The organism is Bradyrhizobium sp. HKCCYLRH3073 (assembly GCF_051167995.1).
Taxonomy (GTDB): domain Bacteria; phylum Pseudomonadota; class Alphaproteobacteria; order Rhizobiales; family Xanthobacteraceae; genus Bradyrhizobium.
In genome coordinates this window covers 300,445-318,157 of the sequence record NZ_JBNPUD010000003.1, presented here as the reverse complement: position 1 = coordinate 318,157, position 17,713 = coordinate 300,445, and the positions used below count along the sequence as shown (strand labels likewise).

The 17,713-nt window shown below is 65.4% G+C and carries 16 protein-coding genes; 4 read left to right on the top strand and 12 right to left on the bottom strand.

Annotated features, from left to right (window positions below; all coding sequences use genetic code 11):
• Positions 1–20: 20 nt before the first annotated feature.
• Together ACQR1X_RS09135 and ACQR1X_RS09130 are read right to left on the bottom strand one after the other, a co-directional pair.
• The gene (locus ACQR1X_RS09135; RefSeq protein WP_315800109.1) at positions 21–1,241 is read right to left on the bottom strand and encodes an LL-diaminopimelate aminotransferase; all 1,221 of its coding nucleotides are present in this window, start codon (positions 1,239–1,241) and stop codon (positions 21–23) included.
• A 233-nt stretch (positions 1,242–1,474) separates the two neighbouring features.
• Positions 1,475–1,894: a hypothetical protein gene (locus ACQR1X_RS09130; protein WP_316236556.1), complete on the bottom strand. Its 420-nt coding sequence runs from the start codon at positions 1,892–1,894 to the stop codon at positions 1,475–1,477.
• A gap of 138 nt (positions 1,895–2,032) precedes the next feature.
• Here ACQR1X_RS09130 and ACQR1X_RS09125 point away from each other — a divergent pair, with 138 nt between their 5' ends.
• Together ACQR1X_RS09125 and ACQR1X_RS09120 are read left to right on the top strand one after the other, a co-directional pair.
• Positions 2,033–3,838: a PHA/PHB synthase family protein gene (locus tag ACQR1X_RS09125; protein ID WP_315800111.1), complete on the top strand. Its 1,806-nt coding sequence runs from the start codon at positions 2,033–2,035 to the stop codon at positions 3,836–3,838.
• Between the two features lie 73 nt (positions 3,839–3,911).
• Entirely contained in the window at positions 3,912–4,310 is a 399-nt protein-coding gene (locus ACQR1X_RS09120) for an MAPEG family protein (RefSeq protein ID WP_315800112.1), read from the top strand.
• Positions 4,311–4,317: 7 nt separating this feature from the next.
• Here the strand turns inward: ACQR1X_RS09120 and ACQR1X_RS09115 are convergent, their stop codons facing one another.
• The 10 genes from ACQR1X_RS09115 to ACQR1X_RS09070 all read right to left on the bottom strand — a co-directional run bounded on the left by ACQR1X_RS09115 (position 4,318) and on the right by ACQR1X_RS09070 (position 14,174).
• Positions 4,318–5,367 carry a LacI family DNA-binding transcriptional regulator gene (locus ACQR1X_RS09115; RefSeq protein WP_315800113.1) on the bottom strand — a complete coding sequence of 350 codons (1,050 nt, stop codon included), beginning with the start codon at positions 5,365–5,367 and terminating at the stop codon, positions 4,318–4,320.
• Positions 5,364–6,008: a ThuA domain-containing protein gene (locus tag ACQR1X_RS09110; RefSeq protein WP_315712128.1), complete on the bottom strand. Its 645-nt coding sequence runs from the start codon at positions 6,006–6,008 to the stop codon at positions 5,364–5,366. The genes ACQR1X_RS09115 and ACQR1X_RS09110 overlap by 4 nt, the downstream gene beginning before the upstream one ends.
• Positions 6,009–6,018: 10 nt before the next feature.
• Positions 6,019–7,116, bottom strand: coding sequence for a Gfo/Idh/MocA family protein (locus tag ACQR1X_RS09105; RefSeq protein WP_315800114.1), 1,098 nt, complete (start codon positions 7,114–7,116; stop codon positions 6,019–6,021).
• A gap of 22 nt (positions 7,117–7,138) precedes the next feature.
• Positions 7,139–7,987, bottom strand: coding sequence for a carbohydrate ABC transporter permease (locus ACQR1X_RS09100; protein WP_315800115.1), 849 nt, complete (start codon positions 7,985–7,987; stop codon positions 7,139–7,141).
• The gene (locus tag ACQR1X_RS09095; protein ID WP_315800116.1) at positions 7,980–8,918 is read right to left on the bottom strand and encodes a carbohydrate ABC transporter permease; all 939 of its coding nucleotides are present in this window, start codon (positions 8,916–8,918) and stop codon (positions 7,980–7,982) included. Before ACQR1X_RS09095 ends, ACQR1X_RS09100 begins: the two co-directional genes overlap by 8 nt.
• 1 nt (position 8,919) lies before the next feature.
• Positions 8,920–10,179 (bottom strand): extracellular solute-binding protein, encoded by a 1,260-nt coding sequence (locus ACQR1X_RS09090; RefSeq protein ID WP_315800117.1) that lies wholly within the window; start codon positions 10,177–10,179, stop codon positions 8,920–8,922.
• 221 nt (positions 10,180–10,400) lie between these two features.
• Positions 10,401–11,627 carry a threonine ammonia-lyase gene (locus ACQR1X_RS09085; RefSeq protein WP_315800118.1) on the bottom strand — a complete coding sequence of 409 codons (1,227 nt, stop codon included), beginning with the start codon at positions 11,625–11,627 and terminating at the stop codon, positions 10,401–10,403.
• Positions 11,628–11,744: 117 nt separating this feature from the next.
• Entirely contained in the window at positions 11,745–12,737 is a 993-nt protein-coding gene (argC, locus tag ACQR1X_RS09080) for an N-acetyl-gamma-glutamyl-phosphate reductase (RefSeq protein WP_434898683.1), read from the bottom strand.
• A gap of 10 nt (positions 12,738–12,747) precedes the next feature.
• The gene (locus ACQR1X_RS09075) at positions 12,748–13,398 is read right to left on the bottom strand and encodes an FMN-binding negative transcriptional regulator (protein WP_315800120.1); all 651 of its coding nucleotides are present in this window, start codon (positions 13,396–13,398) and stop codon (positions 12,748–12,750) included.
• Positions 13,399–13,643: 245 nt separating this feature from the next.
• Positions 13,644–14,174, bottom strand: a complete 531-nt coding sequence (locus ACQR1X_RS09070) for a DedA family protein (protein WP_315800121.1) — start codon at positions 14,172–14,174, stop codon at positions 13,644–13,646.
• 271 nt (positions 14,175–14,445) lie between these two features.
• Here ACQR1X_RS09070 and parE point away from each other — a divergent pair, with 271 nt between their 5' ends.
• Positions 14,446–16,509 (top strand): DNA topoisomerase IV subunit B, encoded by a 2,064-nt coding sequence (gene parE / locus ACQR1X_RS09065; protein ID WP_316215734.1) that lies wholly within the window; start codon positions 14,446–14,448, stop codon positions 16,507–16,509.
• A 238-nt stretch (positions 16,510–16,747) separates the two neighbouring features.
• Positions 16,748–17,521 (top strand): outer membrane protein, encoded by a 774-nt coding sequence (locus ACQR1X_RS09060; RefSeq protein ID WP_316236562.1) that lies wholly within the window; start codon positions 16,748–16,750, stop codon positions 17,519–17,521.
• Positions 17,522–17,713: the final 192 nt, after the last annotated feature.

The following is a 17,713-nucleotide window of genomic DNA, read 5'->3' as shown; positions in this document are numbered from 1 at the left end:
AAAGGAAAGTACGGGAGGGCTCAGCGCCGGTTGGCGATGGGAACGACGTTGTGCAACGTTTCGATCCCGCTTTCAAGGAAGCGGCGGACACCGCGCGCGGCCTGCCGAATGCGCTGCTCGTTCTCGACCATCGCGATGCGGACATAGCCCTCGCCATGCTCGCCGAAGCCGACGCCCGGCGACACCGCGACGCCGGACTTCTCGACCATGAGCGTCGCGAACTGCATGCTGCCGAGGCTCTTGAACTTCTCCGGCAGCGGCGCCCAGGCGAACATCGAGGCCTCGGGCGACGGGATCTCCCAGCCGGCCCGGCCGAACGACTCGACCAGCGTGTCGCGGCGCTTGCGATAGACGTCGCGCATCTCGCGGATGCAGTCGTCGGGGCCGTTGAGCGCAGCGGTGGCCGCCACCTGGACCGGCGTGAACGCGCCGTAGTCGAGGTACGATTTGACGCGCGCGAGCGCCGCGATGATGCGCTCGTTGCCGACGGCAAAGCCCATGCGCCAGCCGGCCATCGAATAGGTCTTGGACATCGAGGTGAATTCGACGGCGACATCCATCGCGCCGGGCACCTGCAGCACCGATGGCGGCGGGTTCTTGTCGTCGAAATACACCTCGGCATAAGCGAGGTCCGAGAGGATCAGGATCTCGTGCTTCTTCGCGAATGCGACGAGGTCGCGATAGAAGTCGAGGCTCGCGACATAGGCGGTCGGGTTGCTCGGATAGCAGACGATCAGCGCCAGCGGCTTCGGAATGGAATGGATGATCGCGCGCTCGGCCGCCTCGAAGAATTGCGGGGTCGGCTCGGACGGCACCGAGCGGATCACGCCGCCCGCCATCAGGAAACCGAAGGCGTGAATCGGATAGCTCGGATTCGGGCAGAGGATGACATCGCCCGGTGCGGTGATCGCCTGCGCGACGTTGGCAAAACCTTCCTTCGAGCCCAAGGTCGCCACGATCTGAGTGTCGGGATTGAGCTTCACCCCGAAACGGCGGTCGTAATAGCCGGCCTGCGCCCGGCGCAGTCCGACGATGCCGCGCGAGGCCGAATAGCGGTCGGTCCGCGGCTTGCCCAGGGTCTCCTTGAGCTTCTCCAGCACGTGCGGCGGCGCCGGCAGATCCGGATTGCCCATGCCGAGATCGATGATGTCGGCCCCGGCATTCCGCGCGGCCGCCTTGGCCCGGTTGACCTGCTCGAACACGTAAGGCGGCAAACGGCGGATGCGGTAAAAATCTTCCATGGGTCTCTCGGCTCCGGCAACCGGGGGCGGATTCGCCAGCAGGGCTGGCGCTGCGGCGGCGTTCGCCATGCCTTGAAACCGGTGCTGGATCAGGAGTTTAGCACGGGCTCGCGGCTTGGCTGGCAACGACACGCGGAGGTGTTGATTCCGGTTGTTTTATCATGGCCGCCGCGCCGCGCCAGACAATTACGCCGCGCCACGCGGCCGATCGCCCAGCCTTTGTCCCGGGCCGGTCATTTGGGCCTGACGCTGGTCCCCGCCGAAGCCTGGCGGTCGCGCGCCGCGAGCAGCTCCTTTTCGATCTTGTCGCGCTCCTGCGGCGAGATGATCGGCGCATCGCGGTCGCGCGGCACGTCGTTGACGGGCAGATACCCACCCGGCTCCTTGGGTCGGGCGACGGCATCCGCGTCGAGCGAAGGCATGTCCGCGATTGGACTGGAGCACCCGGCAAGCGCGAGCGCGCCGAACACGACGAGCCCCGCAACAAGGGCGCGCCGTCCCGACCTCCAGCCTCGCCCCTGCGTCCCCACGCGCACGTCCCTCAGCCCCCAACTTCCGGTCGACAATCCCCGGCCCGACCGCAGCGCGGCACATTTTGCCGCAGCACAACCAATTGTCACTCGAAACGTGACCGGCTTGAACAGGAATTTCATCCAGCTACGTGATCATGATGTCGGAAGCGAGAGATTTTTTCGCAACGCAACAATCAGAAATCGAATTTGCCGCAAACTCGCGGATTATTGATCTCGCGCGGTGACGAAACGATCCCGACGCGATAGTGTGATCGAGCCATGACCGACGTTCAGAACAGCAGCAATCCAGAAAAAACATTCGATGCGGAAGCGTTCGCGATGAACATCGCGAAGGCCATGGAAAGCAGCGGCAAGGCGCTGTCCGCCTATCTGAAGCCGCGCGAGACCGGCGAGGTTCAGGACCGGCCACCGACCGAATTGACCGAGGTCGTCAAATCCTTCACCGCGGTCGCCGACTACTGGCTGTCGGACAAGGATCGCGCCAGCGACGTCCAGACCAAGATCGCCAAGGGCTATCTCGATTTGTGGGGCTCGGCCGCGCGCCGTCTCGCCGGCGAAGACGCGCCCCCGGCCATTTCGCCCTCGCCGCGCGACAAGCGCTTCGCCGATCCGGAATGGAAGTCGAACCAGTTCTTCGATTTCGTGATGCAGGCCTATCTGCTGACGACGCAATGGGCGCAGGACCTCGTCCACAATGCCGAAGGCCTCGATCCGCACACGCGCAAGAAGGCCGAGTTCTACGTCAACCAGATCACCAATGCGCTGGCGCCCTCGAATTTCGTTCTGACCAATCCTGAGGTGCTGCGGCAGACGGTGGCGTCGAGCGGCGATAACCTGGTGCGTGGCATGCAGATGCTCGCGGAGGACATCGAGGCCGGCAAGGGCTCGCTCAAGATTCGCCAGTCCGACCCGGCCAATCTCGAGGTCGGCGTCAACATGGCGACGACGCCGGGCAAGGTCATCTTCCAGAACGACATGATGCAACTGATCCAGTACGCGCCGTCGACGGAGAACGTGCTGCGCACGCCGCTGCTGATCGTGCCGCCCTGGATCAACAAGTTCTACATCCTCGATCTGCGCCCCGAGAAATCCTTCATCAAATGGTGCGTCGATCAGGGCCTCACGGTGTTCGTGATCTCCTGGGTCAATCCCGACAAGAAGCTCGGGACCAAGACCTGGGAGGACTACATGAAGGAAGGTCCGCTCACCGCGATGGACGTCATCGAGAAGGTGACGGGCGAGATGAAGGTGCACACGATGGGCTATTGCGTCGGCGGCACCATGCTGGCGACGACGCTGGCCTGGCTCGCCGACAAGCGCCGCCAGCGCGTGACCTCCGCGACCTTCCTGGCCGCACAGGTCGACTTCACCCATGCCGGCGATCTCCTGGTGTTCGTCGACGAGACCCAGATCTCGGCGCTGGAACGCGACATGCAGGCCTCGGGCGTGCTCGAAGGCAGCAAGATGGCGATGGCCTTCAACATGCTGCGCTCGAACGACCTGATCTGGTCCTACGTCGTCAACAATTACCTGAAGGGCCAGGCGCCGCAGGCGTTTGACTTGCTGCACTGGAATTCGGACGCCACGCGGATGTCGGCGGCGAACCATTCCTACTATCTGCGCAACTGCTATCTGGAGAACCGGCTGACGCAGGGCACCATGGTGCTCGACAACACGCTGCTCGACCTCTCCAAGGTGAAGGTGCCGGTCTACAATCTCGCCACCCGCGAGGACCACATCGCGCCGGCCGACTCCGTGCTGTACGGATCGCAATTCTTCGGCGGTCCGGTAAAGTACGTGCTGTCGGGCTCGGGCCACATCGCCGGCGTCGTCAACCCGCCCTCCTCCGGCAAGTATCAGTACTGGACCAATGACCAGATCCACGACATCTCGCTGAAGGACTGGATGAAGGGCGCGCAGGAGCACAAGGGCTCGTGGTGGCCGGACTGGCGCGAATGGCTGAGCCAGCTGGATCCGGAAGAAGTTCCCGCACGCGACGTCGGCAGCGAGGCCTATCCACCGCTCGAGGATGCGCCGGGCTCCTATGTCCGCGTCCGCGCATAGCGTGATCCGCCGCGATTGACTATAACCGCTCCGTCCCGCCGGGACGGGACGGGAATCAGTTGAGGGGATCTCGATGACGCGCGAACTGTTCTGGCTGACGCTCACGGTCATTCTGACCGGCCTGCTGTGGGTTCCCTACATCCTGAACCGCTGCCAGGTCCGCGGCCTCACGGGCGCCATGGCCAATCCCTCCCGCAACGACAAGCCGCACGCACCGTGGGCCACGCGGCTGATGTTCGCGCACGACAATGCGGTCGAGAACCTCGTGATCTTCGCGCCTCTGGTGCTGATCCTCAATGCGATCGACTACTCGACCAAATGGACCGTGCTCGCCTGCGCCGTCTATTTCTGGTCGCGCGTCGCTCACGTCATCGTCTACGCGATCGGCCTGCCGGTGTTCCGGACGCTGGCGTTCGTGGTCGGCTTCGCGGCACAGGCTGTGCTCGCGGTCGCGATCTTCGGCTGGCTCTAGCGATCCGCTAGGGCAGATTGTCCCGCAGGAAGATATCGATGCGGATGCGCTCCTGATCGGGACTGATCGGCTCCCCCGAGCAGTGCGCGAGCAGGACGCGCGCCGCCGAGCGCGCCTCGTGGCCGGGATCCTGGTTGATGATGGCGTCGCACGTGCCGCGGACCAGGAACCTCCTGGTGTGCTGGGTCAGCTCATGCGTGATCCACACCACCTCGCGAGCCCGCCCTGAGGCCTCCAGGGCATCGGCGATGCCGCGATTGCCGGCGCCGCAGCAATAGATGCCGAGCAGATCCGCATGGCGCGCGAGCAGCGCCGCGGTCAGCTCCCGCGTGCGCTCGCTGTCGTCGCGGCCCTCGATCACGGGCAGCGCCCGCAGGTTCGGATATTCGCTGGAGAGGATCTGGTTGAAGCCGAACTGCCGCTCGGCATGATCGCGCAGCGACAGAGATCCCGCGATCACCGCGACCGTTCCCTCGCGACCGCCGAGATAGCGTCCCATCAGGGTGGCGGCGGTTCGCCCCGCGGCCGGATTGTCGATCCCGACATAATGCAGGCGGCGCGAGCTGGGCGCGTCCGAGACCAGGGTCACCACCGCGACACCGCGCGCGGTGAGCTCGTCGATCGCGGCGCGCACTCTGGGGTGATCGAGCGCGATGACCGCAACGCCCTGATAGGCCGGCGACAGGTTCTCCAGCGCACCGGCCAGCACGTCAGGATCGAACACGTCGACGTGGAGGATATCGATGAAGCCGCGCTGGCCGGCCAGCCACTCCGCCGTGCGCTGGACCTGCTCGGTCAGGACGGTCATGAAGCTGTTGCCACCGGTCGGCAGCACGAAGGCAAAGCGGAAGCTCTGGCCGCGCGCGAGCCGTGCCGCGGCGACGTCGGCGCGATAACCCAGCTTGGCAACAGCGGCCTCCACCCGGGCAACGGTCTTGGCACGCACGCCCTCGCGCCGGTTGATGACGCGGTCGACGGTGGCGAGCGACACGCCCGCCGTCCGCGCGACGTCCTCCAGCGTGGCCCGGACCGGCAACGGGTTCGCGTCAGCCGTCACTCGCGCGCCGCCCATAACATGCCGCGGGTCATCAACGTCCGGATCTCCGGCACGTCGAGCTCGTAAGCGCGGTGGCCGAGCGAGGAATAGAACACCCTGCCCGCGCCGTAGCGCTTCTTCCAGACCACCGGCATCACCACCCCCTCGATCCACGGGGCGTGCTCTCCGGTGAAGGTCGTGGTCGCCAACACCTCGTTGGCCGGGTCGACGTGCATGTAATACTGCTCGGAACGGTGCTCGAAACTTGTCAGGCCCTTCATGATGGGATCGTCCGGCCGGGTCAAGTCGACCCGGTAGTCGATGATATTGCCGGGATGGGCGACCCATTGCCCGCCGCACAGGAACTGGTAGTCGACCGAATCGCGGAAGGCATCGCACATGCCGCCATGATGGCCGGCGAGCCCAACGCCGCTGCGCACCGCCGCGCAGAGATTGAGCGCTTCCGCCTTCTCGATCTTGGACATCGTGTAGATCGGGATGATCAGCGACAGATCGTGGATCGCAGGATCTGCGAATGCAGCCGTCGTGGTCTCGATCCGCACCTCGAAGCCTTCCGCCTTGAGCCAGCCGCGGATCATCGAGGCACAGAGATCGGGGTCATGTCCCGGCCAGCCGCCCCACACAATCATTGCCTTGCGCATGTCTCTGTCCTCAGTCGATCTGTCCGGTGTCGCGTCCAACCGGCAACATCGCCGGCCGCTCCACGCGGCTCTCGATCTTGACCCGCCGGCCTTCGTTTGCGGAGGTCTGGAACGCTTCCATGACCTCCAGCACGTGGAACGCGAGCGCGCCGCTGGCGCGATGCGGCCGGTCGTTCAGGATCGCGGTCGCCATGTCGGCGACGCCGATAGAGCGGAACTCGCCGTCGATGTGACCATGCGTCAACGGCATCGTCTGCCAGTCGCCGCCGGTCCTGGCGACCTGGACCTCGCCGCCGAAGCGGTTGGGGTCCGGCACCAGCATGCTGCCCTCGTCGCCATAGATCTCGATGGGGGCGTGCCGGTGCTTCGGGACGTCGAAGCTCATCGTGACCGAGACCACCGCACCGCTTTCGAATTCGAGCGTGCCTGCGACGTGCGTCTGCACCTCGACCGGAATCAGCGTGCCGCTCATCGGCTGGCTGGTGACGAGGCGCTCCGCTCGCGGGCGCGCGGTCGAGCCCATGACGCTCGCCACCGGGCCGAGCAGTTGCACGAGATCGGTGATGTAGTACGGCCCCATGTCGAGCATCGGCCCGCCGCCGCGCAGATAATAGAAGCCCGGCGCGGGATGCCAGCGCTCATGGCCGGGGCAGCCGAAGAAGGCGCTACCGGCCACGGGTGTGCCGATCGCGCCGTCGTCGATCAGCTTGCGTGCGGTCTGGTGTCCGCCGCCCAGGAAGGTGTCGGGCGCGCAGCCGACGCGGAGATTCTTCTGCGCGGCAAGCTCGATCACCTTGCGGGCCTCGGCGACGTCGATGCCCAGCGGCTTCTCGGAATGCACGTGCTTGCCGGCGTTCAGCACGGCGAGACTGACGTCGGTATGGGCGAGCGGCACGGTGAGATTGATGACGATCTCGACGTCATCGCGCTTCAGCAATTGATCGACCCGCATCGCCGGCAGGCCGAAGGCCGCGCCCTGCCGCTCGGCGGCGTCGCTGCGCATGTCGGCGAGCGCCTTGATGTCCAGAACGGGAAAGCGCTGCGCGGCCTTCAGATACGCCGTGCTGATGTTGCCGCAGCCGATGATGCCGATGCCGACTTTTCTCATTGGGGTCTCCGTGAGGTCTCGTTCATCCCTTGACCGCGCCCGATGTCAGGCCGGCAACGATGTGCTTCTGCGCCAGGAGGAAAAGGACGATCGTGGGCAGGATGGTCAGGGTGATGAAGGCGAGGATCAGGTGCCACTCGGAGGAATATTCGCCCTGATAGACCATGATGCCGAGCGGCCAGGGATACAGCGCGTCGGTGTTGAGCATCACGAGCGGCAACAGATAGGCGTTCCAGCTGTTCACGAAAGTGATGGTGCCCACGGTCGCCAGGATCGGGCGCGACAATGGCAGCGTCACATAGCGGAAGAATTTGACGTAGCTGCAGCCGTCGACCAGCGCGGCCTCGAGCAGCTCGTAGGGGATGTCCTTGAAGAAGCGGCGCAGCAGCAGCACGCTCATCGCAAGGCTGAAGGCAACCTGCGGCAGCGCGACGCCGAAATAGGTGTCCAGCAGCCCGAGATCGCGCACCTTGATGAACAGCGGCAACACCGCGGTCGCCGCCGGAAACAGCAGGCCGAGCGTCAGATAGCTCAACAGCATCGAGCTGCCGTAGAATCGGACATGAGCAAAGGTGAAGGCCGCCATCGACGCGACGATGAGAGTCAGGACCACCGTCAGCGTGGAGATGATCAGCGAGTTGCGCAGCAGCTGCCAGTAGCGCCCGGAGAACAGGATGTCGGCATAATTCTGCCACTCCCAGCGCTGCGGCAGGCCAAACGGATTGACGCGCAGTTCCCCGAGCGACTTGAAGCCGCCCAGCAGCGTCGCGAGCAGCGGCACCAGCACGAAGATGGCGACGATCGCGAGGAACACCGCCTTGAACAGCACGGCGGGATCGAACGGCGCTTGGCTCGTCTCGGCACTATTCATCGCGCATGAACCATCGCTTGTAGGTGAAGGCAAATGTCACACAGATCACGAACAGGATGACACCGATGGCGCTGCCATAGCCGACCCGCATGCGGGAGATGCCGTTGTTGTAGAGGAAGCTCACCATCGTGTTCGAGGAGTCGGCGGGGCCACCGCGGGTCAGCGGCATCACGAGATCGAACAGCTGCAGCGAGCCGACGATGGCGAAGAACACCGACAGCCGGATCGTCGGATAGAGCAAGGGGATGACGACATGGCGCAGGCTCTGCGTCCGGGTGGCTCCGTCGATCCGTGCCGCCTCGATCAGGCTCTTGTCGATGCTTTGCAGCGCCGCGATGAACAGCATCATGTGGAAGCCGAAATACTTCCAGACGATCACGATCAGCACCGCCAGCATCGCCGTGTCGGTCGAGGCCAGCAGATGCGGCGGCTCGGCGCCGAAGCTGCGCCAGATCGACGCGACCAGGCCGTAATCGCCGTCATAGACGAAGCTGAAGATCAGCCCGGTCGCGATCTCGGCGAGGATATAGGGCATGAAGAACAGCATGCGCAGCGCGACCGCGCCGCGAAACCGCTCCGCGAGCATCAGGGCCAGTGTCAACGCCAGCGGCAGCTGGACGCAGAGCGAGACCGCAATGATCAGGCCGTTGTTGCGCAGCGCGAGCCAGAAGGCGCGCGTCTCCAGCACGAAGCGGTAGTTGTCGAAGCCGATCCAATGGGTCGGCCGTCCGAATCCGTTCCAGTTGAAGCCGGAGTACCAGGCGGCCTCGCCGATCGGCAGCACCACGAACAGCGTGAACAGCAGCAGCGCCGGCGGCAGGAACAGGACCAGGACGGTGAAGCGGCCGTCCCAGCTCGGGCCGCGCACCGCGCGCGCGGAGAGCGATGCCGGCGACACCATCGCCGGCGAGCCCGCGATCGGCCGCGCCACGTCAGTTGCCCTGCTTCCGCGCCGCCTCGATCGCCTGGGCGGCGTCCTGCGGGGTCATGCTGCCGCCGGCAATCTCCGCGGAGACGTCATTGACGACACGGCCGACGGAGGGACCCAGGCTCTGGTCATAGAAGTTCTGGTGATAGTTCGATTTTGCCAGATTGGACGCGATCAGCTTCATGAAGGAATTGTTGAGGCCGGCGTCGGCGCCCTGCACCACCGGGATGATGAAATTCCCTGCCGCCAGCCGGGTCTGGACGTCCTTGGAGATGAAGTACTTCAGGAAATCGACCGCTTCCTTGGGCGAGCCCTTGGTGACCAGCCAGCCGGTGATGCCGCCGAGCGTATCCGTCGGCGCGCCCTTGCCGCCTTGCACGACCGGAAAATCGAACCAGCAGATCTTGTCTTCGCTGAGGCCCACCTTGTCGGCGGCGAGCGCCCGCTGCAGGTTGTAGACGGAGCTGATCGCGAGCGTCATCGCCGCCTTGCCATCGCCGAAATAGCCGACCGCCTGCGGATTCTTGAAGCCAAGAAAGCCGTTCTGGAACGGCTGGAGATCGACGAGCTGCTTGAACAGCTCGCCGGACTTGACGAAGGTGTCGCCGGCAAAGCCGCCATTCTCGCCGCGCAACGCCGCGTCGAATGCCGGCTTGCCGCCGATGCGCACCGCCAGATGCGTCCAGTAGAAATGCAGCGGCCATTTGTCGGCGCCACCGACGACGATCGGGGTCACCCCCGCGGCCTTCAATGCCTTCACGGCGGCCAGCAGATCATCCCAGCTCTTGATGGCAGCCGGATCGACCTTCGCCTTGGCCATCAGCTCCTTGTTGCAGACGAAGCCGACCTGCGACAGCGAGATCGGCAGGCCGTAGACATGGCCGTTGTCGGTGAAGGCCGCGAGCGCTGCCGGCGTCACGCTGTCGCTGTAACCCTTCACCTGGTCGGTGATGTCCTCGAGGACGCCGGCCTCGATCTGCGCCTTCAGCACGCCGCCGGCCCAGCTGTAGATGATGTTCGGCCGGTCCTTGGATTGCAGGATGGTCGGCAGCTTGGCCTTGTAGGCCTCGTTCTCGAGGAACTGCATCTCGATCTTGGTGCCGGGATGCGACGCCTCGTAGGCGCGGGCCACCTCCTCCCAGATCTTCACCTGGGCCGGATTGACCTCGATATGCAGCCATTTCACCGTGGTGTCGGCGCTTGCGGCGGTCGCACCAAGCAGGCATGCGGCAGCGGCGAGTCCCAGCTTCGCGAGCAGTCCCATCGGAATCCTCCCAACCGTCTTCTTTGTTGCGGTAATCCTGTCCTCATTTTCTGAGGTGCGCAACTGAAATTCTGACAGTGAGAACCTCAAGGATGAGGTGTTCGCGTTTGCGATACGTATTGCAGGCGGGAGAGACGGCTAGCTGAGCTGGGAAGGCGGGGACCGACCGGCGCGAGCTGGCGCCGGCTGCGCAAGAGAATATGCCGTGGACCGTATGACGCTCAGGTGCACCGTGCCTTGAAATCGGCGGCGACGAGTTTTGCCATCACGTCGTTGAGGTGGGCCTGGTCGCGCGTCTCGATCACCAGCTCCAGCAGGGTCGCCTTCGCCGGCAGGTCCGAGAAGGTGCGCTGGTGCGAGACCTCGATGATGTTGGCGCCCGCATCCGCAAGCAGGGTGGAGACGGCCGCGAGCTGTCCCGGGCGGTCGACGATGTCGATCGACAACTGCGTCAGCCGCCCCTCACGCGCCAGCTCGCGGGTCAGGACCGAGGCGATCAACCGGGTATCGATGTTGCCGCCGCTCAGCACCAGGCCGACATTGCGTCCGGCAAACTGCGCAGGATGCGCGAGCACGGCGGCGAGACCGACGGCGCCGGCGCCTTCGACCACTGTCTTCTCGATCGAGATCAAGGTCGCCAGCGCACGCTCGATCTGCGGCTCGGTGACCAGCAATATGTCATCGACGAGCTGTCGGATGATCTCGGTCGTGATCCGGCCCGGCGACTTCACCGCGATGCCCTCGGCCAGCGTATCACCGCGCATCGGCAGCTGGCTGTTGCGGACGGCGTTGTACATGGAGGGATAGAGTTCGGCCTGCACGCCGACGATGCGCAGGCCCGGCTTGATGGCGCGCGCCGCGACCGCCATGCCAGAGATCAGCCCGCCGCCCCCGATCGGCACCACGAGCGTATCGAGCTCGGGGACCACCGCCAGCATCTCCAGCGCCACCGTGCCCTGCCCGGCGATGATCAGCGGATCGTCGTACGGGTGGATCATGGTCATGCCCTTGGCCGCACCGTGCTCCCTGGCAAATGCCCCCGCCTCTTCCAGGGTGGCGCCGGAAATCACGACCTCGGCGCCGTGCCGCTTGGTGTTCTCCACCTTCACCATCGGCGTGCCCACCGGCATCACGATGGTCGCGGGAATACCGAGACGCCGCGCATTGTAGGCGACGCCCTGCGCGTGGTTGCCGGCCGACATCGCGATCACGCCGCGTTCGCGCTGCCCGGCGGACAGCGCATTCAGCCGGTTCAGCGCGCCGCGCTCCTTGAACGAGGAGGTGAACTGCAGGTTCTCGAATTTGAGCCAGACGTTGCAGCCGCAGATCTCGCCGAGCGTCCTGCTCTGGTTGCAGGCCGTCGCGAGCACGGCGCCGCCGATGGTTTCCGCGGCGGCGCGCACGTCGTTGACGGTGACGGGCAGCGCGTTCAAATCGGTGGCGGTCATGGGTCTGCCCATTCCTCAGCGTGCGTCATTGCACAGCGCGGCCGGCGGAACGCAGGCCGTCGCATGATGTTGCCGATCGTGCCCGGCGCTTCCGCGACCGGATGATCCAGATCGATCTCAGCTCACGAGATCGGGCAGTCCGAGCATCAGCCGCATGTTCTGCACGGCCGCGCCCGATGCGCCCTTGCCGAGATTGTCGAGCCGCGCCACCAGCAGCGCCTGATGATGCTTGTCGCTGGCGAAGACGTAGAGCTCGAGCTCGTTGGTCTCGTTCAGCGCCTCCGGCTCGAGCCGGCCGCTCTTGGCCGCCGCGCCGTCGAGCGGCATCACCGAGACGTATTGGCTGCCGGCATAGTGCTTCGCCAGGGCCGCCTGCAGGTCCGAGCCCGACGGCCTGCCCGGCAGGGTGTCGAGCTGCAGCGGCACGGAGACCAGCATGCCCTGCCGGTAGTTGCCGACCGAGGGAATGAAGATCGGCCGCCGGGTCAGCCGCGAATAGAGCTGCAATTCGGGCAGATGCTTGTGCTCGAGGCCGAGGCCGTACAGCTCGAAGTTCGGTGCGGTGCCGTTCTCGAAGGCCGCGATCATGGTCTTGCCGCCGCCGGAATAGCCGCTGACGGCATTCACCGTCACCGGATAGTCCTGCGGCAGCAGGCCGGCATCGACCAATGGCCGCAACAGCGCGATGCCACCGGTGGGATAGCAGCCGGGGTTGGAGACCTTGCGTGCATTGCGGATCTTGTCGGCCTGATCGGCGGCGAGCTCGGGAAAGCCATAGGCCCAGTCCGGCGCGACGCGATAGGCGGTCGACGCGTCCAGCACCTTCGGCGCAGAGCTGCCCATGCCGTCGATCAGCGCCACCGTCTCCTTGGCGGCGTCATCGGGCAGGCAAAGGATGACGAGATCGACCTCGGCCATCAGCGCCCGCTTGGCTGCCGGATCCTTGCGCTTGTCCTCGGCGATCGTCTTCACGACGATATCCGGCTGGTGCCGGAGCCGCTCGGCGATTCCCAGGCCGGTCGTGCCCGAGCCGCCGTCGACGAACACGGCGCGTGTCGCAGTCCCGGAGGTGATGTGAGCTTTCGGCAAATTGCTGTCGATCACGGTCATGGCACGCTCCTTAGGTCTGGGTTTCGCCGGCAAAGGCCTGGGGCCGCGCCTGCCGCATGAGAGACGATATCTGTTGCGAGCCGATGTCGGGCCGCTCGCCGAGCCGGGTCGCGACCGCCGCATAATCGGCTTCCGACTTATGCTGGTTGAGCTTGAAGCTGCCCTCGACCTCGTCGATCGTCATCACGATGCCGACGATCGCCTTGCGCATCGCCTCGAGCCGGCCAGCGCTCATCTTGCCCGAGGTCCACGGCGCCTTCGGCAACAGCCATTGCTCGAACTTGGCGCTGACCGCATCCACCTGCTCTGCAAGCTCCGCCTCCGACAGGATGCGCGCCGGGCCGGTCAGATGCACCGCCTGATAAAGCCAAGTCGGCACCTGATCGGGCGAGACGTACCAGTCGGCCGACACATAGGCATCGGCGCCGTTGACGGCGAGCAGCCACCGCGTCGCGCCGTCGGCGAGCTTCGCCAGCGGATTGCCGCGGGCGACGTGGAAGAACGCCTGCGGCGTGCCGTCGTTCAGCGCCCCCAGGTGAAACGGCACGGAGGACGCAATCGGCCTAGTGCCGTCCCACGCGCAGACCGTGCCGAAGCCGCGCGCCTCCGCAAAGCCGAGGCTCGCGGCGCGATCGGGCTTGAAGGGCGGTGGCGTGTACATCGGAAAACTCCTGCTGGACGAAGGAGCCGCCTGATCGATCGCGCTGCAAGGAGAAAGTTTGCCGCGGGACGGATCCGGCGGCAGGGGCTGTGATCTAGACGCAGATCATCGCCCGTACCGCGGAGGTACGACGGCGCATTTCGGCGATCATGTTGGTCGCTGCGTTGATCATGGGGGCAGGCCTATAGGGCCGCAGGGTTCCTGCGTCAAGCTCGCACGTCGGCCCGGCCCGTTCGGGGCTGGCGTCAGACCGCATGCCACAGCCATTCCATGGTGCGCCCGATGATGTCGCCGAACAACAGCAGCACCGCCGACCACACCAGCGCCGACACGAAGTTGGCGATCTGGAACACCATGTAGGGCATCTCGAAAATGCCCGCCGCCAGCGGCACCGACGCGCGCAACGGGCCGAAGAACCGGCCGATGAAGATGCTCGGCACGCCCCAATCGCGCACGAAGGCCTCGCCGCGCGGCAGCAGCTCCGGGTATCGCGACAGCGGCCACATCTGGGCGACGCGGTCCTTGTAGCGGTAGCCGAACCAGTAGGAGACCCAGTCGCCGAGCGCGGCGCCGATTCCACCGGCCAGCCATATCGGCCAGAAGCTGATCCCGGTGGCGCCGATCAGGGCGCCGATCGCGACCAGGGCGCCCCAGGCGGGAATCAGGAGCGAGACGAAGGCCAGGGACTCGCCAAAGGCAAGCAGCAGGACGATCGGAGCAGCCCAGGCCTGGTGGTCGCGCACGAAGTCGGCAACCGCGCGGCCAAAATCTTCCATCTGCTCGACGCCTTTCTGCTCCGCGGCGCTTAAGTGCTTGAAGGCCTTCGCGGTTCCATGGCGCAGACTGGTACGCCACCGAACCCGCCCACTTCAAGTCACAACAACCGGCTGAACCGCGTGAACAGCGGCGATCCGGCGATCGGAACCGGCCAAAACATGGCGGGCTGGTGAACGTCGTTGTTTCCCGGGGTCATTGTTTTATGCCGGTCCATGGCATAGTCAGGCCCAACGATTCGTTCCATCTTGCGCACACGCAACATCCAATTCCATGGGTAAGCCGTTGAAATCAGCTGCAAAAGCCAAGGCCAAGGGCGTCACGGACCCCTTGGCGGCGTTCGCCGCCAAGGGCAAGGCTCCGGCCAAGCCAGCCGCCCGCGCAGGCAGCGCCGAGGGCGATTACACCGCCCGTGACATCGAGGTCCTCGAGGGCCTGGAGCCGGTGCGGCGCCGCCCCGGCATGTATATCGGCGGCACCGACGAAAAGGCGCTGCACCACCTGTTCGCCGAGGTCATCGACAACTCGATGGACGAGGCGCTGGCCGGCCACGCCACCTTCATCGAGGTCGAGCTCGATGCCGAAGGCTTCCTCACCGTGACCGACAACGGCCGCGGCATTCCGATCGATCCACATCCGAAGTTTCCCAAGAAGTCGGCGCTCGAGATCATCATGTGCACCCTGCACGCGGGCGGCAAGTTCGACTCCAAGGTCTACGAGACCTCGGGCGGTCTGCACGGCGTCGGCATCTCCGTGGTGAACGCGCTGTCGACCCGGCTCGAGGTCGAGGTCGCACGCAACCAGAAGCTCTACCGCATGATCTTCGAGCGCGGCCACCCGAAGGGCAAGCTCGAGGAGGTCGGCAAGGTCGCCAACCGGCGCGGCACACGGGTACGTTTCCAACCCGACCCGACCATCTTCGGCGCCAAGGCGACGTTCAAGCCGCAGCGCCTGTTCAAGATGGCGCGCTCGAAAGCCTATCTGTTCGGCGGCGTCGAGATCCGCTGGAAATGCGATCCGTCGCTGCTGAAGGGCATCGAGGACGTCCAGCCCGAGGCGACGTTCCACTTCCCCGGCGGCCTGAAGGACTATCTGGCCGCAGCGATCCATGCCGACACGCTGGTCCATCCGGATATCTTCGCCGGCAAGTCGGGCCGCACCGGCGGCCATGGCGGCTGCGAATGGGCGGTCGCCTGGACCGCTGATGCCGACGGCTTCCTGTCGTCCTACTGCAACACGATTCCGACGCCCGACGGCGGCACGCACGAATCCGGCATCCGCAGCGCGCTGCTGCGCGGCCTGAAGGACCACGCCGAGCGCGTCGGCCAAGGCAAGCGCTCGGCCAACATCACCTCCGAGGACATCATGGCGGGCGCCGCCATCATGCTCTCGGTGTTCGTGCGCGAGCCCGAATTCCAGGGCCAGACCAAGGATCGCCTCGCGACCGCCGAGGCCCAGCGCATCGTCGAGCAAGCCGTCAAGGATCCGTTCGATCACTGGCTGTCGGGCAATCCGGTGCAGGCCAACCGGCTGCTCGATTTCGTCATCGAGCGCGCCGAGGAGCGCATCCGCCGTCGCCAGGAGAAGGAGACGGCGCGCAAGACCGCGACCAAGAAGCTGCGCCTGCCGGGCAAGCTTGCCGATTGCACCGATGCCGGCACCGAGGGCTCCGAGCTGTTCATCGTCGAGGGCGACTCTGCCGGCGGCAGCGCCAAGCAGGCGCGCGACCGCAAGAAGCAGGCGGTGCTGCCGCTGCGCGGCAAGATCCTCAACGTCGCCTCGGCCGGCAAGGACAAGCTGACGGCGAATGCCCAGCTCGCCGATCTCGTGATGGCGATCGGCGCCGGCACCGGCACGTCGTATCGCGAGGAGGATCTGCGCTACCAGCGCATCATCATCATGACCGATGCCGACGTCGACGGCGCTCACATCGCCTCGCTGCTGATCACCTTCTTCTACCGGCAGATGCGGCCGCTGATCGACGAGGGGCATCTCTACCTCGCCGTGCCGCCGCTCTACCGGCTGACCCATGGCAGCAAGACGTTCTACGCGCGCGACGATGCCCATCGGGACGAGCTCCTGAAGCGCGAGTTCAATGCCAACGCCAAGGTCGAGATCGGCCGCTTCAAAGGTCTCGGCGAGATGATGCCGGCGCAATTGAAGGAAACCACCATGGATCCGGCCAAGCGCACCCTGCTGCGCGTGATGCTGCTCGCCGAAGATCGCGACGGCACCGCCGACTCGGTCGAGCGGCTGATGGGGACCAAGGCGGAGGCCCGCTTCGCCTTCATTTCGGAAAAGGCCGAATTCGCCAGCGACGAGCTGCTCGACGTCTAGCTTTTGACCCGATTTCACGCCTCGATTGCAGGTTCCATTCACTCGCGCGAACCTGCAATCACCTAGTTTGATCAGAGACTTACGAGGGCCGCGCGCATCCCGCAGCGCACTTTCCCCTCCGGTGTGCTCAACCTGCAACAGCTTTTGGGCACCAATCGGCTATAGTTCGGGCACATCTGGCGAGGGAATCGCCGCCGCAACCCGGCACCTGCGACACGACGATCTTGGGGAATTGAATATGAAAAAGCTTTTGCTTGCTGCCACTGCGCTGGTTGCGATCACGGGTGCCGCTTCGGCTGCTGATCTGGCGGCTCGCCCCTATGTGAAGGCGCCGATGATGCCGGTGGCGCCGAGCTGGACCGGGTTCTACATCTTCGGTGGCGCTGGTGGCGGCCTCTGGGATGCCGACTCGCACACCAACTTCAACGGCGTGCCGGTGACGATCGATCAGCGCGTCGGCGGCGACGGCTTCCTCGGCACGGTCGGCGCGGGCTATGACTGGCAGGTCAACCCGACCTGGGTCTTCGGCGTGTTCGCCGATGGTCAGTTCGGCAGCCTGCGCGGTACCCTGCAGGATCAGTTCGCTGCCCTGACCGGCCGCATCAAGATGGAGACCGCCTGGGCCGCGGGCGCCCGCGTCGGCTACCTGGTTGCGCCGAACGTGCTGTCCTACGTCAACGCCGGCTACTCCGGTTCGCACTGGTCGGGCACTGGCCTGACCACCCTCACGGGCGCGGCGTCCGGCTTCCACACCGACTCGTTCAACCGCAACGGCTGGTTCGTTGGCGGCGGCGTCGAGAACAACCTGAACATCTTCGGCATCTCGGCGCCGGGCTGGTTCATGAAGACCGAATATCGCGCGGCTTATTACGACCGGAAGGACATCGCGGTCCGTACCGACGCTGGCAACCTCGTGACGACCGACTCGGTCAGCTTCAAGCCGTGGGTGCAGACCATCAGCACCTCGCTGGTCTACCGCTTCAACTGGACCGGCCCGGCCGTCAAGTACTGAGCAGACCGCACGCGGTCGTTCGATCATTCTGCGAAAAGCCCCGGTTGATCCGGGGCTTTTTGTTTTCGGCTCGGATATTGGCGGCTGGAGCCGCTGGTCATCTGCCGCGGCGGCCGCTAGCCTCCTCGTCATAAAACTTCACAAAAAAGACGGCAGCAGCGTCTCCGATGCCGTGACGCGGTCGATGAGGGA